General features: G+C 71.9%; 24 protein-coding genes. 4 read left to right on the top strand and 20 right to left on the bottom strand.

Annotated elements, in window-relative coordinates:
• Positions 1-9: 9 nt before the first annotated feature.
• From argG to JNB50_RS23840, 3 genes are all read right to left on the bottom strand, one after another.
• Positions 10-1,446 (bottom strand): argininosuccinate synthase, encoded by a 1,437-nt coding sequence (gene argG, locus JNB50_RS23850; protein ID WP_208042584.1) that lies wholly within the window; start codon positions 1,444-1,446, stop codon positions 10-12.
• Between the two features lie 57 nt (positions 1,447-1,503).
• A complete protein-coding gene (locus JNB50_RS23845) occupies positions 1,504-1,665 on the bottom strand; it encodes a hypothetical protein (RefSeq protein WP_243768911.1) in 162 nt (53 codons plus the stop codon).
• Positions 1,666-1,831: 166 nt separating this feature from the next.
• Positions 1,832-2,923: an FAD-dependent oxidoreductase gene (locus JNB50_RS23840; protein ID WP_208042583.1), complete on the bottom strand. Its 1,092-nt coding sequence runs from the start codon at positions 2,921-2,923 to the stop codon at positions 1,832-1,834.
• Positions 2,924-2,993: 70 nt separating this feature from the next.
• On the opposite strand from JNB50_RS23840, the gene JNB50_RS23835 reads away from it, so the two are divergent.
• Positions 2,994-3,632 carry a TetR/AcrR family transcriptional regulator gene (locus JNB50_RS23835; RefSeq protein ID WP_208042582.1) on the top strand — a complete coding sequence of 213 codons (639 nt, stop codon included), beginning with the start codon at positions 2,994-2,996 and terminating at the stop codon, positions 3,630-3,632.
• Here JNB50_RS23835 and JNB50_RS23830 read toward each other — a convergent pair.
• From JNB50_RS23830 to JNB50_RS23820, 3 genes are all read right to left on the bottom strand, one after another.
• Positions 3,629-4,219 carry a M15 family metallopeptidase gene (locus tag JNB50_RS23830; protein ID WP_208042581.1) on the bottom strand — a complete coding sequence of 197 codons (591 nt, stop codon included), beginning with the start codon at positions 4,217-4,219 and terminating at the stop codon, positions 3,629-3,631. The two genes, JNB50_RS23835 and JNB50_RS23830, sit on opposite strands and share 4 nt — an antisense overlap.
• Positions 4,220-4,425: 206 nt before the next feature.
• Positions 4,426-6,153: an amidase gene (locus tag JNB50_RS23825; RefSeq protein WP_208042580.1), complete on the bottom strand. Its 1,728-nt coding sequence runs from the start codon at positions 6,151-6,153 to the stop codon at positions 4,426-4,428.
• The gene (locus JNB50_RS23820; RefSeq protein WP_208042579.1) at positions 6,153-7,184 is read right to left on the bottom strand and encodes an agmatine/peptidylarginine deiminase; all 1,032 of its coding nucleotides are present in this window, start codon (positions 7,182-7,184) and stop codon (positions 6,153-6,155) included. Before JNB50_RS23820 ends, JNB50_RS23825 begins: the two co-directional genes overlap by 1 nt.
• Before the next feature lie 58 nt (positions 7,185-7,242).
• Here JNB50_RS23820 and JNB50_RS23815 point away from each other — a divergent pair, with 58 nt between their 5' ends.
• A complete protein-coding gene (locus tag JNB50_RS23815) occupies positions 7,243-7,854 on the top strand; it encodes a TetR/AcrR family transcriptional regulator (RefSeq protein WP_208042578.1) in 612 nt (203 codons plus the stop codon).
• Complete coding sequence (locus tag JNB50_RS23810; RefSeq protein WP_208042577.1) at positions 7,851-8,111, top strand: hypothetical protein; 261 nt, start codon at positions 7,851-7,853, stop codon at positions 8,109-8,111. The genes JNB50_RS23815 and JNB50_RS23810 overlap by 4 nt, the downstream gene beginning before the upstream one ends.
• Here the strand turns inward: JNB50_RS23810 and JNB50_RS23805 are convergent.
• The 7 genes from JNB50_RS23805 to JNB50_RS23775 form a co-directional block, all read right to left on the bottom strand.
• Entirely contained in the window at positions 8,092-9,147 is a 1,056-nt protein-coding gene (locus JNB50_RS23805; RefSeq protein ID WP_208042576.1) for an alpha/beta fold hydrolase, read from the bottom strand. The genes JNB50_RS23810 and JNB50_RS23805 overlap by 20 nt on opposite strands.
• 76 nt (positions 9,148-9,223) lie before the next feature.
• Entirely contained in the window at positions 9,224-10,105 is an 882-nt protein-coding gene (locus JNB50_RS23800; RefSeq protein ID WP_208042575.1) for an alpha/beta fold hydrolase, read from the bottom strand.
• Positions 10,102-10,848: a 3-hydroxybutyrate dehydrogenase gene (locus JNB50_RS23795; RefSeq protein WP_208042574.1), complete on the bottom strand. Its 747-nt coding sequence runs from the start codon at positions 10,846-10,848 to the stop codon at positions 10,102-10,104. Before JNB50_RS23795 ends, JNB50_RS23800 begins: the two co-directional genes overlap by 4 nt.
• 250 nt (positions 10,849-11,098) lie before the next feature.
• The gene (locus JNB50_RS23790) at positions 11,099-13,411 is read right to left on the bottom strand and encodes a glycoside hydrolase family 3 N-terminal domain-containing protein (RefSeq protein WP_208042573.1); all 2,313 of its coding nucleotides are present in this window, start codon (positions 13,409-13,411) and stop codon (positions 11,099-11,101) included.
• Between the two features lie 43 nt (positions 13,412-13,454).
• Positions 13,455-14,336: a carbohydrate ABC transporter permease gene (locus tag JNB50_RS23785; RefSeq protein WP_208042572.1), complete on the bottom strand. Its 882-nt coding sequence runs from the start codon at positions 14,334-14,336 to the stop codon at positions 13,455-13,457.
• Positions 14,336-15,400 (bottom strand): carbohydrate ABC transporter permease, encoded by a 1,065-nt coding sequence (locus JNB50_RS23780; protein WP_208042595.1) that lies wholly within the window; start codon positions 15,398-15,400, stop codon positions 14,336-14,338. Before JNB50_RS23780 ends, JNB50_RS23785 begins: the two co-directional genes overlap by 1 nt.
• Positions 15,401-15,429: 29 nt before the next feature.
• Positions 15,430-16,716, bottom strand: coding sequence for an ABC transporter substrate-binding protein (locus JNB50_RS23775; protein WP_208042571.1), 1,287 nt, complete (start codon positions 16,714-16,716; stop codon positions 15,430-15,432).
• A 236-nt stretch (positions 16,717-16,952) separates the two neighbouring features.
• Here JNB50_RS23775 and JNB50_RS23770 point away from each other — a divergent pair, with 236 nt between their 5' ends.
• On the top strand, positions 16,953-17,951 hold the full coding sequence (locus tag JNB50_RS23770) for a LacI family DNA-binding transcriptional regulator (RefSeq protein WP_208042570.1): 999 nt from the start codon (positions 16,953-16,955) through the stop codon (positions 17,949-17,951).
• Positions 17,952-18,034: 83 nt separating this feature from the next.
• Here the strand turns inward: JNB50_RS23770 and JNB50_RS23765 are convergent, their stop codons facing one another.
• From JNB50_RS23765 to JNB50_RS23735, 7 genes are read right to left on the bottom strand one after another with little or no spacing between them, the layout of a single operon-like run.
• Positions 18,035-18,625, bottom strand: a complete 591-nt coding sequence (locus JNB50_RS23765; RefSeq protein ID WP_208042569.1) for an ElyC/SanA/YdcF family protein — start codon at positions 18,623-18,625, stop codon at positions 18,035-18,037.
• A gap of 52 nt (positions 18,626-18,677) precedes the next feature.
• Complete coding sequence (locus tag JNB50_RS23760; RefSeq protein WP_208042568.1) at positions 18,678-19,280, bottom strand: TetR/AcrR family transcriptional regulator; 603 nt, start codon at positions 19,278-19,280, stop codon at positions 18,678-18,680.
• 40 nt (positions 19,281-19,320) lie between these two features.
• A complete protein-coding gene (locus tag JNB50_RS23755; RefSeq protein ID WP_208042567.1) occupies positions 19,321-19,803 on the bottom strand; it encodes a hypothetical protein in 483 nt (160 codons plus the stop codon).
• Entirely contained in the window at positions 19,800-20,990 is a 1,191-nt protein-coding gene (locus JNB50_RS23750) for a signal peptidase I (protein ID WP_208042566.1), read from the bottom strand. Before JNB50_RS23750 ends, JNB50_RS23755 begins: the two co-directional genes overlap by 4 nt.
• Positions 20,987-21,625 carry a SipW-dependent-type signal peptide-containing protein gene (locus JNB50_RS23745; RefSeq protein ID WP_208042565.1) on the bottom strand — a complete coding sequence of 213 codons (639 nt, stop codon included), beginning with the start codon at positions 21,623-21,625 and terminating at the stop codon, positions 20,987-20,989. The genes JNB50_RS23750 and JNB50_RS23745 overlap by 4 nt, the downstream gene beginning before the upstream one ends.
• A gap of 5 nt (positions 21,626-21,630) precedes the next feature.
• Entirely contained in the window at positions 21,631-22,239 is a 609-nt protein-coding gene (locus JNB50_RS23740) for a SipW-dependent-type signal peptide-containing protein (protein ID WP_208042564.1), read from the bottom strand.
• A gap of 47 nt (positions 22,240-22,286) precedes the next feature.
• On the bottom strand, positions 22,287-26,186 hold the full coding sequence (locus tag JNB50_RS23735) for an IPT/TIG domain-containing protein (protein ID WP_208042563.1): 3,900 nt from the start codon (positions 26,184-26,186) through the stop codon (positions 22,287-22,289).
• Positions 26,187-26,263: the final 77 nt, after the last annotated feature.

Raw genomic sequence — 26,263 nt, 5'->3', positions numbered from 1 at the left:
GGTCGTTCCTCAGTCGGTCCCGGCGTCGAAGGCGGCGCCCTCGGACGATGCGTCGATCTCGCGGGAGAGGGCGTCGTCGGTCGTGCTCACATCGAGCTCGAGGATGGAGCGGGCGCTGCCCTCCTGCAGCTCGCCGACCAGCTCGCCGGTCGGGCCGCCGATCAGTCCGGATGCCGCGTACTGCTCGAGGCGCGAGCGCGAGTCCGCGATGTCGAGGTTGCGCATGGTCAGCTGACCGATCCGGTCCGAGGGGCCGAAGGCGGCGTTGCCGACGCGCTCCATCGAGAGCTTGTCGGGGTGGTAGCTGAGTGCCGGTCCTGTCGTGTCGAGGATCGTGTAGTCATCGCCGCGGCGCAGGCGCAGGGTGACCTCGCCGGTGATCGCGGAGCCGACCCAGCGCTGCAGGGACTCGCGCAGCATCAGCGACTGCGGGTCGAGCCAGCGGCCCTCGTACATGAGTCGGCCGAGGCGGCGACCCTCGTTGTGGTAGTTGGCGACGGTGTCCTCGTTGTGGATCGCGTTGAGGAGCCGCTCGTAGGCGATGTGCAGCAGCGCCATGCCCGGAGCCTCGTAGATGCCGCGGCTCTTGGCCTCGATGATGCGGTTCTCGATCTGGTCGGACGCGCCGAGGCCGTGTCGGCCTCCGATCGCGTTCGCCTCGAGCACGAGCGCCACCGGGTCCGTGAACTCCACGCCGTTGAGGGCGACGGGGCGCCCCGCCTCGAACCGCACGGACACGGTCTCCGGGACGATCTCCACGTCTTCGCGCCAGGCGGCGAGGCCCATGATCGGGTCGACGATGTCGAGACCCGCGTCGAGCTCCTCGAGGCGCTTGGCCTCGTGGGTGGCTCCCCAGATGTTCGCGTCGGTCGAGTAGGCCTTCTCGGTGGCGTCGCGGTAGGGGAAGCCGCGGGCGACGAGCCATTCGCTCATCTCTTTGCGGCCACCGAGCTCCTCGACGAACGCCGCGTCCAGCCACGGCTTGTAGATGCGCAGGCGCGGGTTGGCGATGAGGCCGTACCGGTAGAAGCGCTCGATGTCATTGCCCTTGTACGTGGAGCCGTCGCCCCAGATCTCGACGTCGTCGTCCATCATGGCGCGCACCAGCATGACGCCGGTCACCGCGCGGCCGAGCGGAGTGGTGTTGAAGTAGGTCTTGCCGCCGGAGCGGATGTGGAAGGCGCCGCACTGCAGGGCGATGAGGCCTTCCTCGACCAGCGCGCGCTTGGCGTCGACCAGGCGGGCGATCTCGGCGCCGTACTCGGTGGCGCGTCCGGGCACCTTGTCGATCTCTGGCTCGTCGTACTGGCCGATGTCGGCGGTGTACGTGCAGGGCACCGCGCCCTTCTCGCGCATCCAGGCGACCGCGCAGGAGGTGTCGAGACCTCCCGAGAACGCGATGCCGACTCGCTCACCGACCGGAAGACTGCTCAAGACTTTGGACACGGCTTCCAGCTTAGTGCGGGCGTGCGGCGGCTGCCTTCGCGCCGGCGCCCGGGCGGCTCAGTGCGCGGAGCCCAGCCCGGGATGCACTCCTGCTCGGTAGCAGGCCGACGCCACCAGGCGGGTCAGGGTCGCGATCAGCGCTGCCCGTTCCTCGGGGCTGAGGTCGCCGAGCAGCGCCTCCTCCTGCTCGTCGGCCAGCGGGTCGTCGGCGGCGAGCACCTCCCGGGCCGCGGGGGTGAGGTGGATGGCGTAGGCGCCGACCTCGCCGCCGCGATGCTCGCATGCCTCGGACGTCCGGAGACCGAACGACAGGCGGTCGGCGTCGCGGGGTGACCGGGCGGTGGCGGTCGGGGTGGATAGCGGGCCTCGCCGCCGGCTCCCGCGTTCAGCGCGGCGCCCAGTGTGCCGCTGCGTTCCGCGCCGCGAGCCCGAGCGGTGTCGCCGGCACCAGCAGCGCGGCACCCAGCCGCGCGCCGCGCTGATGGCGCTCCACCACCGGACGGTGGGCGCGCTCGTAGGCGTCGAGGGCCGTTGCGAGGTCGGTGCCGGCGTCCAGTGCGGCGCTCAGGGTGCGGGCGCCGGTTACGGCCATGCTCGAGCCTTCGCCGAGGATGGTGATGCTCGAGGCGGCGTCGCCGAGGAGGGTGACCGCCGCGCGCGACCAGCGCGTCGTGCGGACGCGCGACACGGTGTCGTAGTACACGTCGTCGGAGTCGCGGACCCGGGCGAGTAGCTCCGGCGCGCGCCAGCCCACGTCCGCGTAGCGCCGGGCCAGCAGCCCCGCTCGGCCGTCGGATGTCGCGGGCGCCTGGTCCCGCCCAGTGCGCAGGATGAACGCCGCCACGGCCGAGCCGCCCGCGGGATGCACGGACAGCGAGACGCCGGGGCGGTTGTGCATCAGCAGCGTCGCGGGATCGTCGACCGGCCCGGCCGGGACGGTGGCGATGGTCAGACCGACCGGCATCTCCGTGGCGTCCTCGGCTCCCCAGAGCAGGCGTCGCACGGTGGAGTGCTGGCCGTCCGCTCCGATCAGCAGGTCTGCGGTGAGCGTTCGGCCGTCGCTGAGTGCGACCTCCACCCCGCCGGAGTCGGCGGTGATGGCGGTCGGGCCTGAGCCGAGCCGTAGTTCGGCCAGCTCCGCGGCGCGGTCGGCGAGGATGCGTCCGAGCGCGGTCCGCGAGAGCTCGATGTCGGGGCTTTCGGGCCGCCGGAGGCGCACGTCCGTGATGCCCCGGCCTCCCGCATCGACCAGGCGCAGCCGACGCACGCCGGTGTCGGCCTCCCGGAGCTCGGCCTCCAGGCCGAGCGCCCGCACCGCGTCGAGGGCGTCGCCGCGGAGGTCGACGGGGCTGCCGCTCGGGCGCAGGGCGGAGGCGCGCTCGAGCAGCGTCACCCGGTGGCCTGCCCTGGCGAGGAACAGCGCGGCCGCGCTGCCGGCGATCCCGGCACCAACGATGATGATGGAATATTTTCGCATGCATTGCAAAATAGCAGTCACTGCTGAAAAGCAGCAAGTGTGAAAATGCATTCATTGCTATCCTGTTGAGATGACGACTCTGCGCGAGCGCAAACGAGACCGCACCCGGGAGGCTCTCGTCGGCTCCGCGAACCGGCTGTTCGCCGAGCGCGGGTTCGATGGCGTGACGGTGGCGGAGATCGCGGAGGACGCCGAGGTCGGCGCGCGGACGTTCTTCGCGTACTTCCCGACGAAGGAAGACCTGCTCTTCCCCGACGCGGGCGCGCGGGTGGCCGCCGCGGTCGCGGCACTGCGCGAGCACGCGCCGGACGACGATCCGCTCCCCGCCCTCATGCGTGCGCTCGACAGCGCGGGCGTCACCGGTAGCGACCTGACCACCGAGCGCGCGCGTCTGCGGCTGCGTCTCATCGCGGAGCATCCCACCGTGCAGAGCCGCGCCCTCCGCTTCCAGGCGGAGGCGGAGACGGCCATCGCCGTTGCGCTACGGGAGAGCTATCCCGACCGGTACGACGCGGTGGAGGCGGCGGCGCTGGTCGGTGCGTTCATGGGTGCGGTCACCGCGGCGCTGCGGGCGGCGTTCGCCGAGGTCAGCGGAGAGGTGACGGGCGAGGTGGATGAGGAGCGCATTCGAGCGCGCGTGCGTGCGGCCGCCGAGCGTGCGCTCGCGCCCTGGCTGGGCGAGGCCGGTCGCAGCCCAGTGGCGCCCTAGCCGCGGCCGTCGGCCAGCAGCTGCGGGCACTCGCCGCCCGGCGTCGTCGCCAGCTCGAAGTGCCAGGCCTCGTTCGCGTAGATCTGGCAGATCCCCCACTCGGAGCCGAACCGGCTCAGGAAGTCCATCGCGTCAGCGGTCCCGATGTCCACGGCGTGCCCGGAGACATGCGCGGAGTCCGCGCCGCGCTTGACCCAGCGCTCGGCTTCGTGTTCGCTTCCGTACTTCTGCACGGCCTGTTCGAAGAGGTACTCCTGGTAGCGCAGCGAGCGCCAGCCGTCCACGATCGTGATCGTCGTCCCGTGTTCGTCGACGGCCGTCCGGTCGGCGGCGCGCAACGCCTCCAGCAGTTGCGGGTCGAGCCTCTGGATCGCGGGGAGATCGCTGTCGAGCGTGAGCGAGGTGCCCTCGGGGATGTACCCGTCGTCGTCGGTCAGCTGCGAGACGTCGGTCGGCGCGGGAACGGAGACGACAGCCGTCGTCGCCGCGGTGCAGCCCGTGAGGGCGACCAGGGCGGACAGGGTGAGGGCGACGGGGAGGAGGCCGCGGCGGGCGGAGACGAGGGAGGCACGTCGGGGGAGGCGCATGCTTCCACCGTCTCAACCCGGCCGCGCTGCCGTCGTCGCCCCCGCGACGTACCCGCATCCACCGTCAGGGGTATCCCGCCGCGCCCGCGCGCAGATTCGTGACGAATCGCGACATTCGTGGCACGAAACCGCAGATTCGTGACGAATCGCGACATTCGTGGCACGAAACACGGGATTCGTGACGAATCTCGACTCCGACGGGCTCGTTACGCGAGGCGCGGAGTGCGCGGCGGCTCGGTGCGGCGCCGGCCGGTCGCCTCGAACGCCGCCGCCAGGGCGAGGAGCGCGGTGTCGTCGTACGCCCGGCCCGCAAAGGTGAGCCCGACCGGCATCCCGATGTCGGCCATCGTCCCCATCGGCACGGTGACAGTCGGGATGCCGAGGTGCCGCGGCACCAGGTTGCCGTTGGCCACCCACACGCCGTTGCGCCAGCCGAGGTCGGCGGAGGCCGGGTTCACGTCCACGTCGGCCGGGCCGACGTCGGCGGAGGCGGGGAACACGACCGCGTCGACGCCGAGCGCATCCATCCACTCCTCCAGGTCGACGCGTCGGGTCTCCTCGAGCCCGCGCAGTCCGTCGGCGAGCTCGGGGATGGCGGTCAGGGTCGTGCCGGGGTGGGCGCGCACCCAGCCCGGGTACTCCGCGATGTCGTCGTCGAAGCCGTCGTAGCGATCGGGGAGCGCGCCCTCCGGTGCCGGGAAGATGCGGGCGCCGTCGACGTCGGCCAGCGTGTCGAGCGCTGGGTCGCCGTTCGCGGCCAGAAAGTCGTCCCAGGCCCACGCGGACAGGTCGATGATCTCGCGCCGCAGGTACTCCGGTGAGACGAGCCCGCGGGTGGCGATCGTCGGGGCGCCTGGCCGGTCGCCCTCGTAGTTCGAGACCACGGGGAAGTCGGTCTCCACGACCTCGGCGCCGGCCGCTTCGAGGTCGTGGCGCGCGGCCTCCCACAGGTCGATGACGGACGCCCGCGTCTCGATGCGGCGACCGGTCGGGCCGCCGATGCCGCCGTGCTCGGCCGTGCCGGCCTCCTCGTCGCGGTTGATGTACATGCGCGGGACGGCGATGCGCTTTCCGGCCAGGGCGGTCCCCGCGGCCGCGGACGCCAGCGCGGGGTACGAGGCCGGTCGCAGCTGCGACGCGCGCGGGATCGGCACCCACGGCTGCACGCGCCAGAAGTCGCCGCGCGTCTCGGTGTCGTCGGCCACGATGACGTCGAGGACCTCCAGGAGGTCGGCCATGGTGCGGGTGTGCGGAACGACGACGTCCATCGTCGGCACGAGCGGCCAGTTGCCGCGCACCGAGATCACGCCGCGCGACGGCGTGTAGGCGCACAGGGCGTTGTTGGAGGCCGGGGCACGCCCGGACGACCAGGTCTCCTCGCCGAGCCCGAACGCGGCGAAGCTCGCCGCGGTGGCGGTCCCGGAGCCGTTGGACGACCCGGAGCCGAACGCGGCCGTCAGGAAGTCGCCGTTGTACGGGCTCTCGGCGCGGCCGTACACGCCGCGCTGCATCCCGCCGTTCGCCATCGGCGGCATGTTCGTGAGCCCGAGCAGGACCGCGCCGCCCGCACGGAGCCGCTCGATCGTGAAAGCGTCGCGCTGCGCGACGAGGTGCTCGAACGCGGGCGAGCCGGCCGCGGCGGTGAGGCCGCGTGCCAGGTAACTGTCTTTGGCGGTGTACGGGATGCCGTCGAGCGGACCCAGCGTCTCGCCGCGTGCACGCCGCTCGTCGGAGGCTGCGGCCTCGGCGCGGGCGTCCGGGTTGCGGACGATCACGGCGTTGAGGGTCGGGCCGGCGGTGTCGTACGCGTCCATGCGGGCGAGGTAGGCGTCGACCAGCTCCACGCTGGTGGTCTCCCCGGCCTCCAGCGCCTGTCGCAGCTCGGCGATGCCGGCCTCGACCACGTCGAAGCGCGGCGTGCCCTGCTCGCTCATCAGGCGACCGTCGGCTGCTGCTGCGTGATGCAGTGGATGCCGCCGCCGCGGGCGAAGATCGGCCGCGAGTCGAACATGCTCACCCGGCGGCCGGGATAGGCGGCCTCCAGGATCTCCGTCGCCTCGGCGTCGGCGCGCTCGTCGCCGAAGCCGCACGCGATCACGCCGTCGTTGACGACGAGGTGGTTCACATAGCTCCAGTCGACGAAGCCCTCCTCGTCGCGCACGGTCGCCGGCGCGGGCAGCTCGATGATGTCCCACGAACGGCCGGCGGCATCGGTCGTGCCGGAGAGGAACGCCCGCAGCTCGCGCGAGACCTCGTAGTCGGGGTGCTCGGGGTTGCGCTGCGTGTGCAGCAGCAGGCGGCCGGGCGACGGGATGGTGGCCACGATGTCGACGTGGCCGTTGGTGCCGAAGTCGTCGTAGTCGCGCGTCAGCCCGCGGGGGAACCAGACCGCGTGGGTGGCTCCGATGGTGCGGGCGAGCTCGGCCTCCACCCGCGCCCGGTCGGCGTACGGGTTGCGGCGGGGGTCGAGCTGGACCGTCTCGGTGAGCAGCACGGTGCCGTCGCCGTCGACGTGGATGCCGCCGCCCTCGTTCACGAGCACCGAGCTGACCAGCTCCGCGCCGGTGCGCTCGGCGACGAAGCGGGCGATCTCCGCCGACTTGCGCCACTCCGACCAGGCCGGGTCGCCCCAGCCGTTGAAGGTCCAGTCGACAGCGCCGAGGACGCCGGGGCGCTCGTCGTCGACCACGAAGGTCGGGCCGAAGTCGCGCATCCAGAACTCGTCGAGCGGCGCCTCCACCTGCTCGACGTGCGAGCCCAGCATGCGGGCCGCGCGCTCGCGTTCCGTCGGGTCGACCACCATCGTCACCGGCTCGAACTCCGCGACCGCGTGCGCGACGGCGGTCCAGGCGGCGTAGGCCTCCTCGGCCGAGGCCGCGTCGTCGCCGAGGGTGATCCCGGCGCGCGGGAAGGCCATCCAGGTGCGCTCGTGCGGTGCGGTCTCTGCGGGCATTCGCCAGGTCATCGTGAACCTCCGGGCTCTATTGATCGGATGATCAATAAATACCTATACTGGACCCACGATGTCAAGAGCCACCCGAAAACCGCCCGCCGAGCGCCGCGCCGAACTGGCCGCCGCCGCCCGCGCGGTCGCCCTCGACGAGGGGCTCGCGGCGGTGACGCTGCGCGCGGTCGCGGCGCGGGCCGGCGTGACCCCCGCCCTGGTCGCCCACTACCACGAGTCGATGGACGGGCTGGTAGCCGAGACGTTCGTCAGCGTTGTGGCCGCAGAGCTCGACGAGCTGCGAGCACTGCTCGCCGCAGAGCGGGATCCCGTCGCCCGGCTCGCGGGTCTGGTGAGCACCCTCCTCGACGGGTCGCGCGACGACGTCACGGTGATCTGGGTGGAGGCGTACGCGCTGGGCCGCCGCAACGCCGAACTGGGGGCGGCGGTGCGCGACCAGATGGACGCCTGGAGCGACGTCATCGAAGACGTCATCGAGAGCGGGGTCGCGTCGGGCGACTTCCGCACAGAGGACCCGCGAGCGGCGGCCTGGCAGCTGCTGGGCATGATCGACGGCCTCAACGCCCAGGCCCTCGTGCGCTGGGGAGGCGCCGCCGAGCGCGGACCGCTGCTCGCCCACGCGCTCGAGGGAATGCTGGGGCTCGGGCGCGGGGTGCTCCTGGCGGGGTGATCGATGATGCGGGCGCGGGGCTCGGGGGCTCCCTGCTCCAGGACGCTGTGCTCCGAGCGATCCAGGCGTCCGAGGCTCTCGGCAAGCGCGCTCTGGGAATGCGCGCACTCATCGTGAACGCGAAGGACGACGACATCGTCCCCTTCTACGAGCGGTTCGGCTTCCGCCGGTTCCCCGACGGCTCCGAGCGCGTCCTGTATCTGACGATCGCGGACGCCCTGAAGACGGCGGCGAGCCTCACCCCACCCACGCCGTGAGCTCGGCCAGGAACTCCTCCGGCCGCTCGATGTGCGGGGAGTGGCCGCAGTCCTCGAAGACGACCTCCCGGGTGTCGCCACCGGCCGCCGCGTACCGCTCCAGCACCGAGCGGATCTGCACGAGCATCGGCTGCGGGGGCGCGACCTCCTCGCCGGGCCAGCCGGGGATGATGCCGGCCGCGCCGAGCTGGTTGAGGTCGAAGAACGACGCGTCGTTGACGATGGCGTCGACCGCCCCGTGGATCCAGAGGATGGGCGGCTTGACGGCGGCGTCCACGATCCCTGTGGTGTCGAAGTAGGTCGGGGCCATCGTGTTGAGCACGCCGCGCGTCCCCGGAGCGAATCCCGGCCACTCGTCGGTCGTCGTCGCGTCGCCGGGGTAGTTGTCCTCGCCCGTGGCGGTGGACAGCATCGACTCCACCCAGATGTCTTCGTACTCGGTCGTGAAGCCGGGCGCGACGTACGCCGAACGGTAGACGGCACGAGGCGACGTGGGTGAGTCCTCGCCGGTGTCGCCCGCCGCGAGCCGCGCGACGAAGTCCGGGTTCGCCCCGCCGCCACCGGTGCCGGAGGCGTCCGCGTTGAGGAGGGTGCCGTCGGCCGCGGTGCCGCCGAACCCGTACGGGGAGACCGTGGACACCAGGGTGAGGCTGCGCACCAGGTCGGGGCGGTCGAGCAGCAGCTGCATGACCACCCCGCCGCCCATGCTCCAGCCCACCAGGTGCACGGCGCCGGTTCCGAGCTCATCGAGCACGGCGGCCACATCGTCGGAGAAGTCGCGGACGCCGCGGGTCGCGTCGACCGGCAGGGTCTCGCTGTCGCCGAAGCCGCGGAGGTCGACGGCGAGCGCTCTGGTGCCCTCCGGGAGCGACAGCATCAGCGGCTGCCAGAACAGCGACGACGACACGTTGCCGTGGACGAACACGATGGTCGTGCCCGCGTCGTCGGGGTCGGCCGCGCGCTTCAGAACGTTCGCGGTGTAGCGGGAGGTCGGGATGCGGCGGGCGACGATGCCCGGGAGCAGGGTTCCGGTCACTGCGGTCTCCTTCGGTTCGGGTGGAGCGGGCGGAGCGGGTGGAGCGAGGAGGGATGGGATCGTGCGGCGTTGCTGTTCAGGGCTGGTGCGGCGCCCCGTGGCGGGGCGGGTGCGCCGGGTACGCGCCGGGGAGGTGCGGCGAGAGCTGACGGACTCCGGCTGGCGTCATCACGATCGTGTAGTGGTTGACGTCGTCGGCCTCGTAGGCCTCGAACCACGGCAGCCGCGCACGCCACTCGGCGACCTCCTCCGGAAGGTAGAGCGGGTCGGCGTCGAGGAGCCCGCGCGGAACCCGCACGAACGCGATCGGGAGGGTCAGCCCGCCGAGCGCCTCCGCGTAGCCGCCGCTACCGTCCATCTCGAGCGCGTTGACCGACATCGCCTCCTCGGAGACGCTCGACCGCAGCTCGGGTGCTGTGCCGACGAGGTCGTAGAGCGCGTACCGTTCGACGTCGTCGTTCCACCACGGGCCGAGCGCGGGATGCCGGCGCCAGAACGCGAGGTAGTCCTCCGCGCTCGCGAAGGTCATCCGCAGCCGGTCGCGCGCCGGGCCGAGGTCGGCGGTGCGCGAAATCGGGAGGCCGCCGTCGATGAGCACGAGCCGCTCCACCCGGTCGGGGTGCCGCGCGGCGAGCCAGACGGCGACGAACCCGCCCATCGAGTGGCCCGCGACGACGGCGCGGTCGATCCCGAGCGCGTCCATCATGCGCGCGACGTCGTCGGCATGACCGGCCATGCCGTACGGTCCGGGCAGGTCGGCGCTGCGGCCGCGGCCGCGCAGATCGGGGGCGACGAGTCGCACACCGGGCAGCGCGTCGGCGACGACCGCCCAGGAGAGGTGGTTGGCGGTGATGCCGTGGATGCCGACCAGCGGCAGCCCGGCCGCGTCGGCGTGCCACTGGCCGCCGGCGAGCTCGCCGCCGTCGACCGCGACGCGGAACGGTGCGGGGCCGGTCATCGTGCGCTCCAGCCGCCGTCGATCGTATAGCTCGCACCGGTGACCATGCGCGACCCCTCCCCGGCCAGCCAGAGGGCGAGACCGGCGACCTCCTCCGGTTCGACCAGGCTCTTGATCGCCGGCTCGGTGAGCATGATCTTCTCGACCACCTCGTCTTCGGGGATGCCGTGCAGTCGCGCCTGGTCGGCGATCTGCTTCTCGACCAGGGGTGTGCGCACGTAGCTCGGCTCGATGCAGTTGGAGGTGACGCCGTGCGCTGCGCCCTCCAGCGCCGTCACCTTCGACAGGCCCTCCAGGCCGTGCTTGGCGGCGACGTACGCCGACTTGAACTCGGACGCACGCAGACCGTGCACGCTCGACACGTTGATGATGCGCCCGAAGCCCCGCTCGTACATCCCGGGAAGCGCGGCACGGATGAGGAGGAAGGGCGCCTCCAGCATGATCCGCAGGAGGAGTGCGAAGCTCTCCGGCTCGAACTCGGGGATCGCACGCACGTGCTGGAGGCCGGCGTTGTTGACGAGGATGTCGGTGTCGAGCCTCAGGTCGCCGAGCGGAGCGGTCTGCGAGAGGTCGACCTCCCACGCCTCGCCGCCCAGCCGGTCGGCGACCGAACGCGCCGCCTCCCCGTTCAGGTCGGCGATCGTGACGTGCGCGCCCGCGGCGGCGAACGCCTCGGCGCACGCGAGCCCGATGCCGCTGGCCCCGCCGGTGATGAGCGCCCTGCGCCCCGAGAGATCCGCCATCGTGTGCTTCCTTCCCTGGCGCTCCCGCCCACACCCGCACCCTACCCGCGCCCTCCCGCCGCGCGGAAGAAGCAGCTGCCGAAGGGCACGTCGTTGTCCCCTTCGAGCCGCGAAAGGGACAACGACGTGCCCCTCGGCATGACAACGACGTGCCCCTCGGCAAGACAACGACGTGCCCCTCGAGCGAGAGCGGTGGGAGCGGGGGCGGGGGCGGGGGCGGGGGACGGGAGTGGGCGGGAGGGAGAGCAGGTCAGGCGAGCGGCGCGGGAGCGGGGGCGGAGACCGCCACGGCGACGAGGCGGCCGTCGGCCGGCGTGACCACGTGCACCGGGCCGGTGACCTCGATCGTCGTCGCCGTCTCGCGCTCGGCGCACGACGGGCCGACCCACAGCTCGACGTCGCCCGGCTCGACGATGCGCTCGCCGTCGCGGCCGGTGAACGCCAGTCGCGCGGTCGGCACCCGGAGGGCGACGACCGCCTCCTCGCCGGGCTCCAGGCTCACGCGGGCGTAGCCGAGCAGCTGGGCGACCGGACGTGTGATGCTCGCGAACACGTCGCGTGCATACAGCTGCACCAGGTCGGTCCCCGCGCGCTCGCCGGTGTTGCGGACCGTCACGCGCGCCTCGAACTCGCCGCCGGCGGCGACCGCCGCGTCGGCCTCCAGCCCGCTGCGCTCGAACGTCGTGTAGCCCAGCCCGTGCCCGAACGGGAGCACGGGGGTGCTGTCGGCGCTCGTCACGTCCGACGGGCCGCCGAGCAGCGGGTGCAGGTACGAGAACGGCTCGGCACCGGCCGAACGCGGCAGCGACACCGGGAGGTGCCCGGAGGGGGAGACGCGTCCGGAGAGCACGGCGGCGATCGCGCGGCCGCCCTCCTCGCCGGGGAAGAACGCCTGCAGCACGGCCGCGGGGGCGTCCGGCCCCTCCACGGCCCAGTCGATCGCGTAGGGGCGGCCGGAGAGCACGATCACGACCGTCGGCGTTCCGGTGCGGACGACCGCCTCCACCAGCTCGCGCTGCACGCCGGGCAGCTCCAGGCTCTCGACGTCGTTGCCCTCGCCGACCGTGCCGCGGCCGAAGAGGCCGGCGCGGTCGCCCACCACGACGACGGCGACGTCGGCGTCGGCCGCCGCGCTCACCGCCGTGACGATGCCGGAGCGGTCGTCGCCCTCCACATCGCAGCCGCGGGCGTGCACCAGCTGCGCGGCGGGGAACTCCTCGCGCAGCGCGTCCAGCACCGAGGGCAGCTCGAACCCGAGCGGAACCTCCGGGTGGTGCGCGAGCACGTGGTTGGCGAACGAGTAGCAGCCCATCAGCGCCTCTGCGGCGTCGGCGTTCGGGCCGACGACGGCGATGCGCGCGGCGGCCCGGTCGCCCTCGAGCGGCAGTGTGCCGTCGTTCGTCAGCAGCACGAGCGACTCCTCGGCCAGCCGCAGCGCGAGCTCGCGGTGGGCGGGGGAGTCCAGGTCCACCGAGGCGGGAGGCGTGTCGAACGTCTCGTCGAGCAGGCCCAGCTCCTCCTTCTGGGCGAGCAGCCGCAGGACGGCCCTGTCGACCAGCGCCTCGTCGGCGAGACCCGCGCGGATCCGCGCCGCCAGCGGCGCCAGGTAGGCGTCCCCGGTGGGCAGCTCGACGTCGATGCCAGCGGTCAGGGCCAGCTCGGCCGCCTCGCCGCGGTCGGCGGCGATGCGGTGCATGGTGTGCAGGAAGGCGACGGCGAAGTAGTCGGCGACGACCGTCCCGTCGAAGCCCCACTCGTCGCGGAGGACACCGGTGAGGTACTCGGGGTTCGCGGCGACGGGCACCCCGTCGATCTCGGCGTAGGAGTTCATCACCGAGCGGACGCCGCCGTCGCGGATCGCCATCTCGAACGGAGGCAGCAGCACATCCCGCACCTCCCGCGTGCCGGCGTGCACCGGAGCGTGGTTGCGGCCGGCCTGCGACGCCGAGTAGCCGACGAAGTGCTTCAGCGTCGCGTGCACCCCGGACGACTGCAGGCCGCGCACGTAGGCGGTGCCGATCGTCCCGACCACGTACGGATCCTCGGCGATGCACTCGTCCACCCGGCCCCAGCGCGGGTCGCGGATCACGTCGAGCACCGGCGCGAGGCCCTGGTGGATGCCGAGCTCGCGCATCGACGCGCCGATCGCGGCGCCCATCTCCTCCACCAGCTCGGGGTCGAACGCGGCGCCCCAGGCGAGCGGTGTCGGGAACGTCGCGGCCTTCCACGCCGCCAGCCCGGTCAGGCACTCCTCGTGCACCAGCGCCGGGATGCCGAGCCGGGTCTGCTCGCGCAGCCTGCGCTGCTCCGACCACAGCCAGCTCGCGCGCTCCACCGGGTCGACAGGACGGGTGCCGTAGACGCGGGTGAGGTGGCCGATGCCCTGCGCGGTCGCGTCCTCGTAGCTCTGGCCGGTGGTCATCTCGCCGTCGAGCGGCGCGACGTTGTCGTCGCCCTTGTCGACCCAGTAGCCGACGATCTGCGCCAGCTTCTCGTCGAGCGTCATCCTGGCGTGCAGTTCGCGTACACGCTCGGAGACGGTGGGGAGGTTGTCAGTAGTCATGCTTCTTTCCTGCGTACGGGGTTGTGCGTGGAGCCGGAGGGGCTCAGCCCTTGACGGCGCCGGTCAGTCCGCCGACGATGCGGCGCTCGAACAGGCTGAAGAAGATCAGGGCGGGGATCATCGACAGGGAGGTGAAGGCCAGCACCTTCGACGTGTCCGTGGCGTACTGCGACGAGAACGCCTGGACGCCGAGCGGCAGGGTGAAGGTCGCCTGGTCGTTCAGGATGAACAGGGGCAGCAGGTAGCTGTTCCAGCTGCCGATGAAGGCCAGGATGCCGACGGTGATGACGCCGGGGAGCGACAGCCGCAGCACCATCCGGAAGAAGAAGCCCAGGCGGCTGCAGCCGTCGATGAAGGCGGCCTCCTGGATCTCGTCGGGGATCGCGCGCAGGAACGGCACCAGGATGATGATCGTCGTCGGCAGCGCGAACGCGATCTGCGGGATGATCACGCCGGCGAGCGAGTTCATCAGGCCGAGGTTGCGCACCACGATGTACAGCGGTGTGATCGCGACGGTGATCGGGAACATCAGGCCGGCGGCGAAGAGCGCGTAGAGGAACCCGCTGCCGCGGAAGGTGTACCGCGCGAGCACGTAGCTGGCCATCAGGCCGAGCGCGACGGCGCCGACGGTCGTGACCAGGGCGGTGATCGTGGAGTTGAGCACCTGGCCCCAGAACACGCTGCCGGTGAGCACGTCGAGGTAGTTCGCCGGGTTCCACGGGTTCGGGAATCCGGCAGGGTCGACCGTGATCTGCGAGTTGGTGCGGAAGCCGCCGATGATGATGTACGCGATCGGGACGATCATCAGGGCGATGACGAGCAGAGCGATGAAGTAGACGGCGGGCGAGCCCCAGGGCAGGCTCTTGCGCTCGGCGCGGCGTGCGGCGCGCGAGGAGCGGGTGGAGGGAGCGGTGAGGGTGGTCATCACGCCGTCCTTTCTTTCGCGGAGGCGTTGCGGCGCCCCCTGCGTTCGGCGTTCTTGGCGGTGGTCACGGCTCCTGCGGTGTCGCGGCGGAGGACGAAACGCTGGTAGACGAGCGCGACGAACAACGAGATGAGGAAGATCACGACGGCGACGGCGTTGCCGTAGCCGTAGTTGCCGGCGTTGCGGCCGTTGGCGACCATGTACGTCGCCATCGTCGAGGTGCCGGCGGTGGAGGCCACGTACTGACCCCAGATGATGTAGACGAGGTCGAACAGCTGGAGGGCGCCGATGATCGAGAGGAACGCCCAGATCCGCAGCGTCGGGCCGAGCAGCGGGAGGGTGATCCTGCGCTGGATCTGCCAGTACGACGCGCCGTCGAGCGCTGCCGCCTCGTAGAGCTCCTCGGGGATGCCCTGCAGGCCGGCGAGGAAGAGGATGACGGCGAAGCCGACGTACTTCCAGGTCAGGATCGCCATCAGGGTCCAGATGGCGATGCTCGGGTCGGACAGCCAGTCGTGCGCCATCCAGCCGAGTCCGACGTTGTGCAGGAAGCCGTTGAGCGCGCCGTTGGTGGCGAGCATCAGGCTCCAGCCGGTGCCGACCACGACCTCCGAGATCACGTACGGCACGAAGATCAGAACGCGGATGAGCGACTGGCCCTTCATCCTCCTGTTGAGGAGGAGCGCCAGGAGGATGGCGACGGGGCCTTGGATGACGATCGACATCACGACGATGAACGCGTTGTGGCCGAGAGCAGCCTGGAACGCGGGGTCGGTGAGGATGACGAGGTAGTTCTGGAGACCGACGAAGTCGGTCGGCGTTCCGTAGCCCGCCCAGCGGAAGAAGCCGTAGTAGGCGGCCATCACGACGGGGAAGATCACGAACGCCAGGAAGACGATGACGGCGGGGCCGGCCAGGAGGAGGATCTCGGCGCGGAGGCCCCAGCCCGCGCCGCGGCGGCGGCGCTGCGGCGACGGGAGCGACGCGGTCGCGCCGCTCCCGTCGTGCTGCGCGAGATCCGCCTTCGGCTCGGTGGTGGTCGAGCCCGTCCGGTCAGAGTGCATCTCGCGGGTGTTGCTCACAGTGCGGCCTCTCAGCCCTTCTTCGCGGCGTCGTTCGCGGCCTGGATCATGCCCTTGGCGTCGGTCTTGCCGGCGAGCATGTCGACCACGGCGACGTTCAGCGCGTTGCCGATGTTCTGGCCGAGCACCGTGTCGAGCCACTGCGAGACGTACGGGGCCTTGTTGTAGGCGGCGAGGACGTCCTTGAGGTAGGGCTCGGTGACCTCCTTCTGCGCGTCGGTGTTGACCGGCGGCGAGTTGAAGGCCTTGTAGTAGTTGATCTGCTGCGGAGTGGTCGCGATGAAGTTGAGGAAGTCGGCGCACTCCTTCGGGGCCTTCACCGAGCACGAGTAGCCGTCGACGCCACCCATGATCGAGCCGGGCTCACCCTTGCCGCCGGACAGCTCGGGGAACGGGTAGAAGCCGAGGTCGGGCAAGGGCTTCTGGTCGGGCGTCAGGGAGGCGATCACGCCCGGGTCCCACGCGCCCATGAGCTCCATCGCGGCCTTGTGGTTGGCCACTAGACCGGCGGAGGAGCCGGCGCCCTGCTGGGCGGAGGTGGTCAGGAAGCCGTCGTTGAACGGCTTCTGGGCTGCGAAGGTCTCGAGGTCCTGAGCCGCCTTGGTCCAGCACGGGTCGCTGAAGCTCTTGGAGTCGGCCGTCTTCTCCATCGTGGCGCCGGAGCACTCGCGGAGCGCGAACCAGTAGAACCAGTGCGCGGCGGGCCAGGCGTCCTTGGCGCCGAGGGCGATCGGGGCGACGCCCGTCGCCTTCAGCTTCTGCACGTCGGCGCTGAGGTCGTCGATGGTCGCGGGAGCCTCGGTGATCCCTGCCGCTTTGAAGAGGTCCTGGCTGTAGAACAGGCCGCCGGGGAGGACGGCGAGCGGCATGGCCCAGACCTTGTTCTGGTACGTCTCGGCCTTGAACGAGCCGGAGGAGATGACCTTCTTGGTGTCGGAGGACACCTTGTCGGTGAGGTCCATCAGCTGGCCCGCCTGCACCATCGCGGCCATCTTGCCGCCGCCGCGCTGCAGGAAGATGTCGGGGGCGTCACCCGAGTTGAGCGCCGTCTGGAGCTTGCCGTCGAGGTCCTCGTTCTGGATCGACTGCATCTTGATGGTGACGTTCGGGTTGGCCTTCTCGAAGGCTGCGATCGCGTCCTTCCAGTACTGCTGACCGGGGCCGGTCGTCGAGTTCTGCCAGAGCGTCATGCTGACTTTGCCGTTGCTGGAGCTGTCGTTGGTGCCGCTGCATGCGGTGAGCGCGAGCGAGCCGGCGGCCAGGACAGCTGCTCCGATGAGGAGCTTCTTGGCTTTCATGTGATTCCAACCTGTTCTCTTCGTTGAGCGGCATCCACGTGATCGTCGATGCCCGGTGACGGGGCCCGTGTGGGGGGTGCCGGGCTTGCGAAGCCTCTCGCCTGCGCCGGTGCACGGTCTCGTCGGGGTCCGGGAGGCTGACCGGACCGTGTCAGTGTCGCAACCTCACCTGGGAGTGTCAAACGTTTTCGAAATCCTTTTCGAAATCCTTTTCGAGCTTGCTATGCTGCACGGTCATGGGACGACGACCAACCATCAACGACGTGGCGGAAGCGGCGGGCGTGTCCGCTGCGACCGTGTCGAAAGCGGTGAACGGCCGCTACGGCGTCGCCTCCCACACGGCCGAGCGCGTGCTCCAGATCGTGGAGGAGCTCGGGTACGAGTCCAGCCTGGTCGCCAGCAGCATGCGCTCCCGCCAGACCGGCGTGATCGGGGTGCTGGTCGCCGACTTCGAGCCGTTCAGCGCCGAGGTCCTCAAGGGTGTCGGAGCGGCGCTCGCCGACTCCCGGTACGACCTCCTCGCGTACAGCGGCTCGCGCCAGCTGGCCCAGGAGGGCTGGGAGCGGCGTTCGCTCAGCAGGCTGAGCGGCACGCTGATCGACGGCGTCATCATGGTGACGCCGACAGTCGTCAACGCGAACGTCGACGTGCCGATCGTCGCCGTCGACCCGCACACCGGCCGCGCCGACCTCCCGACGGTGGAGTCGGACAGCTTCGGAGGGGCGCGCAGCGCCGTCGACTTCCTGATCGGGCTGGGCCACCGCCGCATCGGCTTCGTCGCCGGCCGCCCGGACCTGCGATCGTCCGCGGCACGCGACGCCGGCTACCGCCGCGCGCTCAGCGAGGCCGGCATCGCCTACGACCCCGCGATCGTCGGCGTCGGCAACTACGAGCAGGACAGCGCGCGGGAGGCCGCCCGCCGGCTCCTCGCCGCACCGGAGCGGCCCAGCGCGATCTTCGCCGCCAACGACCTGTCGGCCATCGTCGTCATCGAGGTGGCGCACGAGCTGGGGCTGGAGGTGCCGCGCGACCTCTCCGTGGTCGGCTTCGACGACATCCCGGAGGCCTCGCGCTACTCGACGCCGCTGACCACGATCCGGCAGCCGATGGGACGCCTCGGCGCGGCGGCGGCCGAGATGGTCGTCGCCCTGATGTCGGGCGAGACCCCCGACCCGACCCACGTGCGCCTCCCGACGCGCCTCATCCGCCGCGCGAGCACGGCGCCGCCCGCGTAGGCGGTCGGCTAGCGCGGTCGGCTAGGGCGCGATCTACCGCGCCGCCGTCGTCCACAACGCCGTCATCGCGAGGACCAGTGCGATCACTCGGGTCGAAGTCGAGCCAGCCCGCGGAGCCCGATGATCGCGGCGGCCGGCTTGAGCAGCACGATTTCCCCGAAACGATGTTCCGCGCCCCGTCGAAGACGCCCGGCGAGATCCGGCCTCAGCTTCCAGAGATACGCGCGGCCCTTCTCCGCGTGCAGCGAATTGGAGACGATCTTGATCGAGTCCACGTCCTCGATGAGCGGGACCGCGTTCTGGATGTTCTCCCGCGTCGTGCTGCTGGTCGTGTCCAGCCGGATGGTCCCGGTGAACCCGCAGCCACGCGCATAGCGAGCCATCAATTCGGCCTCCGGCACCGCCCCGGCAACGCCGCCACCGCACAACACCAACACGGACGCGCCCGCGTTGCCGTCGAACGACCGCAACCCGGCGCGGACACGATACCGGTTGACGAAGTTCGCTCGCGTCGCGCGATTGCGGTAGCCGAGGACGACAACGGCCTCCGAGACAGACGCCGCTGCAGCCGACGAGCCGAGCCTGCGACGCGACGCCCGATCATGCACGAACTCCGACCAGGCGAGCACAGCGACGAAGACGCAAGATGCGAGCAATACGACACGCGCGAGCATCTCAGGATGCTACCGAAAACCCTCTCCGGCGAAACCGATCCCGGGCGCCTCTTCAGAGCGCCGTCGGCGCGCCGAGGCCGTCGGCGGCGGCCCGCATGGCGGCCTCCGCGCTCGCGACGGTGATCAGGGAGTTGCCCGCGACGATGTGCAGCCCGTAGGCGTCCTCCAGTGCCACGAGGTTCATCGACAGGGTCTCGAGGGGCAGCGCGGGTGCGAACACGCCGGCGGCCACGCCGCGCTCCAGGATGCCCGCGTAGGTCGCGAGCTGCCGCCGGTACATCCGCTCGACCAGTTCGTCGTGGAGCGCGGAGGTGCCGGCCAGCACATCGAACTCGTAGAGCAGCCGCATCAGAGCGTCGTCCGGTCCGCTCGGCAGGCCCTCCCGGATGGCGGCGGCGAGCTGCAGCTGCGGCTCTGCGATGCCGGCGACGACCGCGTCGCGGTGGTCGCAGAAGCGTTCGAGGCCGGCGCGGTGGGCCTCCACCAGCAGCTGGTCGAGGTCCTCGTAGTAGTACAGGATCGCCCCGCGGGTCAGCCCCGCCTTCGCCGCCACGTCGGCGAGCGAGAGCGAGCGGAGGCCGCGCTCGCCCACGGCGCTCAGCGCCGCCTCGATGAGGTCGGCACGGCGCTCGTCCTGCTTGCGGGGTCGGGCCATGCCTCGACACTACCGGCGCGGGCCGCCGGAGGAGACGCCGTCAGGCGCAGTCCCAGAGCAGCACAACGCCCCCGACGCCGAGCACCGTCGTGATCGTCCGGGTCTGCAGGGAGGTCGACGACGTCCAGCCCGAGGCGTTCGCCGTCACCGTGACCGTCGAGGTGCCGAGGAGCGACAGCGTCGCGCCGGCGACGCTCCCGCTGGTGCCCGACACGGTCGCCGAACCGCTCCCCGCTGTGCCCGACCAGGTGAGCGTGTAGCTCTGCGGGGCCAGGGCGCTGCCGCCGGAGGCCGGAGCCGTCCAGGTGAACGGCACGCCGCCGGAGAGGAGGCCGCTCGCCGCCCCGCAGCTGAGGGTGGGGACCGGGTTGATGGTCGCCGACGAGACGGACGCCGATGCGTAGGTGCTCCGCGACCATCCGGCCTCCGCCCGCGGGAGTGGTGCCGTCGCGGACGGAACGAGCAGACCGGCGGCGAGGCCCGCGATGAGGCCGACGAGGAGGGGGACGGCGCGGCGCTTCACAACGGTCGCCTCCTCGATCGAGCGACTGCGGCGACGGCCGCGACCGACGTTCCCGCCGCGACGGCGCCGCCGGCGAGCACGAGCGGAAGCTCTGGGACGCCCGTCCCGGTGTCCGCCAGCTCGCTCGGCCGGGTCGAGGCGCTGACGGAGTCGCCGGAGCCCCACGCCCATACCGCGATCTCGGCGGAACGGCGCGAGGTGGAACCCGGTGGGATGACCAGGTCCACCGCCAGCCAGCGCTGTGCGGTGGAGGGCATGGAGCCGATCGCGAGGGGCGGGGAGGCGGGGAGCGTCGCCGCCGGTGTATCGCGGAGGAGGGTCTCCGGCACCCCGGGGCAGGTGACGCCGGCCCACGGCGTCGGGCAGGCGATGACCGAGACGACGAGCGAGGAGACGAGCGCACCGGTCGCGGTCAGTCCGAGCTGGATCGTCGTGGGGGTCGGCGGATGCGCGGTCACGCCGACCGTCCAGCGGACCGGATCGCCCGGACGGAGCGCGGCGAAGCGTTCGGGGTCGACGACGGAGGTGAGCGTGAGGTAGCGGCTCGAGGTCGTGGTGACGACGGTCGCGGCGTGCGCTCCCGGGGCGGGCCCGGCGACCAGGGCGGCGACCGCGATGCCGGTACCGGCGAGGACGACCGCAACCGTCGTCGCGCCCGAACCGGGAGTGCGGTGCCGGCCCCGGGCCACCCGACCCGCGCGGTCCTCCCTCGGCCAGAACGCCCAGCCCACCAGGGCGGCCGCTCCGAGCGTCGCGGCCCCGAGAAAGACTGGGCTCGACGCGAAAGCCACCGCCCGCGCGCCGCCAGGAACGCTCGCCACGACGATCCGCACCTGGCTCACCCGGTACGGCGCAGGGTCGTCGGCCGCGTTCGCATCCCCGCGCAGCACAAGCTCGGTGATGCCGTTCCCGGCCGGGGTCGTGCTGACGACCCGGTGCGTGATCGGGAGCTCGCCTGGGCGGTCGACGGTCACGACGTCGCCCGGCCGCGCCTCCGACGCGGGAATCGCCCGCACCAGCGCGACCGAGCCCGCAGGGATGGTCGGACTCATCGAGCCGGTGCTGAACAGGATCAGGCCGACGTGGAAGACGACGGCGAGGATCGCGCCGACGATGCACAGCGCGCCGACGGCGGCCGCGAGCGTCAGCAGCGCGTCCCCGGCCCGGGGCAGCAGGCGGCCGGTCATCCCGACACCGCCGTGAACTGCCAGGTCGCGGAGGCCGACTTGTGCTGGAGGCTGTTCGCCGCCCCTGTCGGGAGGGTGACCTCGAAACAGAATCCGGTGGGGCTTCCCGGCGCGCCGGCCGTGGCCGCGGCCAACGGATTGACCACGCCCGTCTCCTGGCCGGCGGTGAGCGGTCGGGTCGTGCCGGCGGACCCCACCACGAAGACCGGCGTGCCGGAGAACGCCGACGCGGCGCACGTCGCCGTCGTGCGCACGACGCGGTACACGAGCGCCACGCCGAGGGTGGCCGCGTCCGTGCCGCCGAGCGTCGCGCCGTTCAGCGTCACCGTGCCGGCGACGGACGCGGCCGTGGTGCGGATGAGGACGGGCAGATACGCCGAGACGCCGGGGGCGAACGCCCCGGAGATGGTCGCGGTCGCCCCGGGGGCCGTTGCATTGGCGGCGTAGGCGGAGCCGCCGACGCTCGACTCGGTGGCGAACACCGAGCCGGTGAACGACCCGGTGCCGTACTCGACATCCGTCCAGCTGGCGAGCGTCATCCCCGCTCCCGATCCGAGCACGACTCCCGCAGCCAGCACCGCCCGCAGCCGGAGCGCCCGAACTCTCCGGCTGCGAGGCGGCGGCTCGAGGGGCATCGGCGCTACTGGCTCGCCGCCTGGAACTGCCAGGTCGCGCTGCCGGTCTGGCCCTGGGCGAGCCCGGCGCCGGCCGTCACCTTGAAGCACAGGTAGACCGGTGCCCCTGCCGCGCCGCCCGTGCCCGCCGCCAGAGGGAATGTCGTCGAGGCCGGGACCGTACTCAGCGCCGTTCCCGCGGGGACGAGCGTGGTACCGGTCGTTCCCGCGGTGCAGCCGAACGTGGTCGTCTGCAGCAGCTGATAGGTCAGGTTGGTCACCGTGCCGGTCGTGCCGGCACTCGTGACGGTCACGGTGGCGTTGTTCGTCGTGTTCGCCGCGAGTTCGACGGCGAACGGCGCTGCTGCGACGTCCGTCGGCGACAGGGATGCGGCGTTCACGGTGAAGGGCAGCGTCGCCGCCGTGCCGGCAGTGGCATGGTCGGTGAAAGTGGTGCCGTCGGTGCTGCCGACCAGGTTGAACGTCCCGGCGGTGAACGTGCCTGTCGCGAACTCCGAATCGTTCCAGGCGGCGAGCGTCACGGCGGCGCCGGCGCCGAGCACGAGCCCGGCGGCCAGCACGGCCCTCACTTTGCGGCGGCGTCCGGAGGCGCGTACCACTGCGGTATCGGTCATGGTCCCTCTTCCTTCTGCGTGGCGCATTTCTGCGTGACGCGTCTCTGCTAGGCGCGCCGGGTTCGACGCAGGACGATCAGGGCGCCGCCCAGGATGAGCAGGAGGCCGAGGCCGGCGAGCAGGGTGGCATTGCCGGTGTCGGACCCGGTGTCGGCGAGGCCGTTCGGGTCGGAGCCGGTCGACGCAGCGCCGGTCGATCCGCCTCCCGCCGGGGGATCGACGTAGCGGAACCCGCCGGGGAGCGTCGCGGTGCCGCAGGCTGCGGCGCCCACCACGGTGATGTCGACCGTGCCGGCGCCGGCAGGGCTCACCGCCGTGAGGGTGGCGTCGTTGATCACGGTGAACGAGGTCGCCGGTGTCGTCCCGAACAGCACGGCGGTCGCGCCGGTGAAGCAGCCGCCCGTCACGGTGACGGTCGTTCCTCCGCCGCTCGGCCCGGAGCTCGGCGTCACCCCGTCGACCGTCGTCCCCGCGTCGTAGGTGAAGGGTGCGGGAGGCGTCGAGCCGACCGGCGTCGTCACGACGATCGGAACGGCCCCGGCGGCGTGCGCCGGTGTGGTGATCGTGATGGTGCCGTCGCCGACGACCGTGAACGGGACCGACTGGCCGCCGACCGTCACGCTCGTGGCGCTCGTGAACCCGCTTCCCGAGATGGTCACGGTCGTGCCGCCGCGCGCCGGTCCGTGATCGGGTGCGAGTCCGGAGATCGTGGGGGCACCCGGGACGACGTCGAAGGTGAACGTCCCGGGGGAGGATGCTCCGTTCGGGTGCTGCACGATCACTCCCACTGCTCCCGGCGCGTGGGCCGGGGTCGTGACGGTGATCGTGGTGTCGTTCACCACGGTGAAGGCGGTGCCGGGAGCGCCTCCGAAGTTCACGCCGGTGGCGCCGGTGAACCCGGTGCCGGTGATGGTGACGGTCGTGCCTCCGGTCTGCGGTCCGTGCGTCGGGGTGAGACTCGTGATCGCCGGGACGGCGAGGTAGGTGAAGGTGCCTGGCCCGGAGTCCGCGACCGGGGACTGCACGACCACGTTCGCCGGGCCGGGTGTTCCCGCAGGAGTGGTGGCTGTGATCGTGGTGTCGTTCACCACGGTGACCCCGGTCGCCGGCGCGCCGCCGACCGTCACTCCCGTGGCTCCGGTGAACCCGCTGCCCGTGATGGTGATGGACGTCCCTCCGGTCTGCGGGCCGCTGTTCGGCGTGATGCCGGTGATGGCCGGGACGGCGAGGTAGGTGAAGGTGCTCGAGGCGGAGTCCGCGACCGGATGCTGCACCATGACGTTCACCGCGCCCGGAGCGTGGGCCGGGGTTGCAACGGTGATGGTGGTGTCGTTCACGACGGTGAATCCCACCCCGGGGACGCCGTCGAAGGTGACCCCGGTCGCACCCGTGAATCCGCTCCCGGTGATGGTCACCGCGGTGCCTCCGGTCTGCGGGCCGCTGTTCGGCGTGATGCCGGTGATGGCCGGGACGGCGAGGTAGGTGAAGGTGCCCGGCGCGGAGTCGGCCACCGGATTCTGCACGACGACGTTCACCGCTCCTGGTGCATTGGCCGGTGTCGTTGCCGTGATCGTGGTGTCGTTCACGACGGTGACCCCGGTGGCCGGGACGCCGCCGAACGTGACGCCCGTCGAGCCGGTGAAGCCGGATCCCGTGATCGTCACCGCTGTGCCTCCCGTCTGCGGCCCGCTGTTCGGCGTGATGCCGGTGATGGCAGGCACGGCGAGGTAGGTGAAGATGCCCGGGGTGGAATTCGCCACCGGGGACAGCACGACCACGCTCGCCGGACCGGGGATCCCCGCGGGGGTCGTTGCCGTGATGGTCGTGTCGTTCACCACGGTGAACGCGGTGCCGGGACTCCCGGCGAAGGTGACGCCGGTCGCGCCGGTGAAGCCGGAACCGGTGATGGTGACGTGCGTGCCTCCCGTGTCCGGGCCGCTGGCCGGCGCGATGGAGCTGATCGCGGGGACCGGCAGGAACGTGAAGTCGCCGGGGACGGACTGACCGCCCGGTGCTGTCACCACGACGCCGACCGGGCCGACGGCGTGGGCCGGTGTCGTCGCCGTGATCGTGGTGTCGTTCACGACGGTGACGCCGGTGGCCGGGGTGCCGCCGAAGGTGACGGCGGTCGCGCCTGTGAAGCCCGACCCGGTGATGGTGACCGGAGTCCCTCCTGTCTGCGGTCCGCTCGTCGGGGCCACCGCGGTGATCGCGGGGGCTGCGAGGTAGGTGTAGGTGAGCGGCGCCGTGTCGCCGAGCGGATGCTGCACCACGACGTTCACGGCTCCAGGCGCGTGGGCCGGGGTGGTCACCGTGATCGTGGTGTCGTTCACCACCGTGAACGTGCTGCCAGGGGTCCCGTCGAAGGTGACCCCGGTCGCGCCGGTGAAGCCGGTCCCGGTGATCGTCACCGTCGTGCCTCCCGCCTGCGGCCCCTGCGCCGGCGTGATTCCGGTGGCGGTCGGCGGAGCGGGGACCGCGTCGGGGCCGACGCTCGCGTTCGCGACGTTCAGCACCAGCGCCGAGGTCGCGGGGAGGACCGTCGCGCGCAGTGCGGTCTCGGTGAACACGCCGCCGGCGGTGGACTGGTTGTTGGCGGTCAGCGTCACGACCTGGCTCAGCACGGGGTCGAGCGCGGGGACGAGGGTGTTCGCGACCGGCGCGATAACGGCGGGGCCGAGCGCCGTGACGAGTGCGCCGACGGAGTTCAGCGGTCCGGTCAGTGCGCTCAGAACCGTTCCCAGCGGGAGCGCGAGCCCGGCGCCGGCGAGGGCGATCCCGGAGGTGTCGCCGCCGAGGAGCGCGCCCACGGTGGAGTTGACGGTGACGACCGGCAGGCCGAGCACGCTCACGCCCGCGGTCACGGTGAGTGCGTCGATGGCGGTGGTGAGCGTGTTCTGCACGCGCGTCAGGAGCGACCCGACGACCCCGGTGATGCGGTTGCCGATCTCGGCGATGACCGGGCCGCTGAGGACGTTGGTGTTCGGGGCGAGACCTTCGAGGGCGGTGATCGCCCCGAGGTCGACGGTGACCGTCCCCGTCCCGAGGTCGATGGCGATCCCGGGATAGGCCGGGTCGGTGATCGTGCCGGTGAGGAGCGGCGCGACGGCCGACTGCAGGTTCACGGCGCCGACCGTGGCCGAGGTGGTGAGCACGCCGGCGAGCGGGAGGCCGGCGAGGGAGGTCGCGAGCGTTCCGCCCGGCCCCGAGAGCCCGTCGACGGCCGTCTGGACGGTCGCCACCTGGTTGGTGATCGCGGTGGTCAGTGCCGCGAGGGTCGGGCTCTGGAAGCTGAGCCCCGTCGATGCGATGGAGTACGAGCCCGTTGCGGCACCGGGAGCGGCCTGGGCGGCCCGCGCGGCCGTGATGCCGACGGTGAGGTCGAGCTGCGCCACCTCGTTCAGGGTCGCGGTCGGGAGGCCGAGCGAGGAGACGGCCTGCGCGAGGTTCAGGTGCAGCGGGCCCGGTGCGACGCCGGGGGCGGGGGTGATCCCCGTCCCGATGTCGCCGGTGGCGGACGTGAGACCGGATGCCCCGACCGACGACCCGTTCTGCAGCGCGGAGGCGTACTGTCCGACCACTCCGGCGCTGCCGAGGTCGAGCGGCAGCTGGATGCCGCCGGGGGCGGTGAGTGTCACGGCGCCGAGCACGCCGACGTTCAGATTGTTCGCGTTCGTCTGATCGGCCGCGCCGTTGCTGACGGCCGCCTCTCCGCCGAGCGAGGCGACGAGCGCCGCGTCCAGCCCGAGCAGCGAGCCATTCAGGTATTGCCCTGTCGCCGCGGAGGTGTCGCCGGGCGCGGCCTGCGCGGGGAGCGCCCAGATGCCGGCGCCCGCGAGCAGCAGGGCGAGTGCGGTGCTGACCGCGGCCGGCCGCAGTGCCCGGTGCCTTCCCCTCCCATCTGCGGTCGGTGCGTGTGCGCGGAGACGGTTGAGACCAGACCTCACGATGTTCCCCCAACGGTTGAGACGTTGAGTGGATCCTGTACATCGGTCGGTCGGTCTCGGCTCACCCGGATCGGGTG

Source organism: Leifsonia sp. TF02-11, from assembly GCF_017565305.1.
Taxonomy (GTDB): domain Bacteria; phylum Actinomycetota; class Actinomycetes; order Actinomycetales; family Microbacteriaceae; genus Leifsonia.
This window is presented reverse-complemented; position numbering and strand designations above follow the sequence as displayed.

Excerpts from the sequence above, each read along its gene's own strand:
- JNB50_RS23840 (WP_208042583.1), bottom strand. The coding sequence starts at position 2,923 with ATGCGAAAATATTCCATCATCATCGTTGGTGCCGGGATCGCCGGCAGC.
- JNB50_RS23835 (WP_208042582.1), top strand. The coding sequence starts at position 2,994 with ATGACGACTCTGCGCGAGCGCAAACGAGACCGCACCCGGGAGGCTCTC.
- JNB50_RS23830 (WP_208042581.1), bottom strand. The coding sequence starts at position 4,219 with ATGCGCCTCCCCCGACGTGCCTCCCTCGTCTCCGCCCGCCGCGGCCTC.
- JNB50_RS23825 (WP_208042580.1), bottom strand. The coding sequence starts at position 6,153 with ATGAGCGAGCAGGGCACGCCGCGCTTCGACGTGGTCGAGGCCGGCATC.
- JNB50_RS23820 (WP_208042579.1), bottom strand. The coding sequence starts at position 7,184 with ATGACCTGGCGAATGCCCGCAGAGACCGCACCGCACGAGCGCACCTGG.
- JNB50_RS23815 (WP_208042578.1), top strand. The coding sequence starts at position 7,243 with ATGTCAAGAGCCACCCGAAAACCGCCCGCCGAGCGCCGCGCCGAACTG.
- JNB50_RS23800 (WP_208042575.1), bottom strand. The coding sequence starts at position 10,105 with ATGACCGGCCCCGCACCGTTCCGCGTCGCGGTCGACGGCGGCGAGCTC.
- JNB50_RS23795 (WP_208042574.1), bottom strand. The coding sequence starts at position 10,848 with ATGGCGGATCTCTCGGGGCGCAGGGCGCTCATCACCGGCGGGGCCAGC.
- JNB50_RS23790 (WP_208042573.1), bottom strand. The coding sequence starts at position 13,411 with ATGACTACTGACAACCTCCCCACCGTCTCCGAGCGTGTACGCGAACTG.
- JNB50_RS23785 (WP_208042572.1), bottom strand. The coding sequence starts at position 14,336 with ATGACCACCCTCACCGCTCCCTCCACCCGCTCCTCGCGCGCCGCACGC.
- JNB50_RS23780 (WP_208042595.1), bottom strand. The coding sequence starts at position 15,400 with ATGCACTCTGACCGGACGGGCTCGACCACCACCGAGCCGAAGGCGGAT.
- JNB50_RS23775 (WP_208042571.1), bottom strand. The coding sequence starts at position 16,716 with ATGAAAGCCAAGAAGCTCCTCATCGGAGCAGCTGTCCTGGCCGCCGGC.
- JNB50_RS23770 (WP_208042570.1), top strand. The coding sequence starts at position 16,953 with ATGGGACGACGACCAACCATCAACGACGTGGCGGAAGCGGCGGGCGTG.
- JNB50_RS23765 (WP_208042569.1), bottom strand. The coding sequence starts at position 18,625 with ATGCTCGCGCGTGTCGTATTGCTCGCATCTTGCGTCTTCGTCGCTGTG.
- JNB50_RS23760 (WP_208042568.1), bottom strand. The coding sequence starts at position 19,280 with ATGGCCCGACCCCGCAAGCAGGACGAGCGCCGTGCCGACCTCATCGAG.
- JNB50_RS23750 (WP_208042566.1), bottom strand. The coding sequence starts at position 20,990 with ATGACCGGCCGCCTGCTGCCCCGGGCCGGGGACGCGCTGCTGACGCTC.
- JNB50_RS23745 (WP_208042565.1), bottom strand. The coding sequence starts at position 21,625 with ATGCCCCTCGAGCCGCCGCCTCGCAGCCGGAGAGTTCGGGCGCTCCGG.
- JNB50_RS23740 (WP_208042564.1), bottom strand. The coding sequence starts at position 22,239 with ATGACCGATACCGCAGTGGTACGCGCCTCCGGACGCCGCCGCAAAGTG.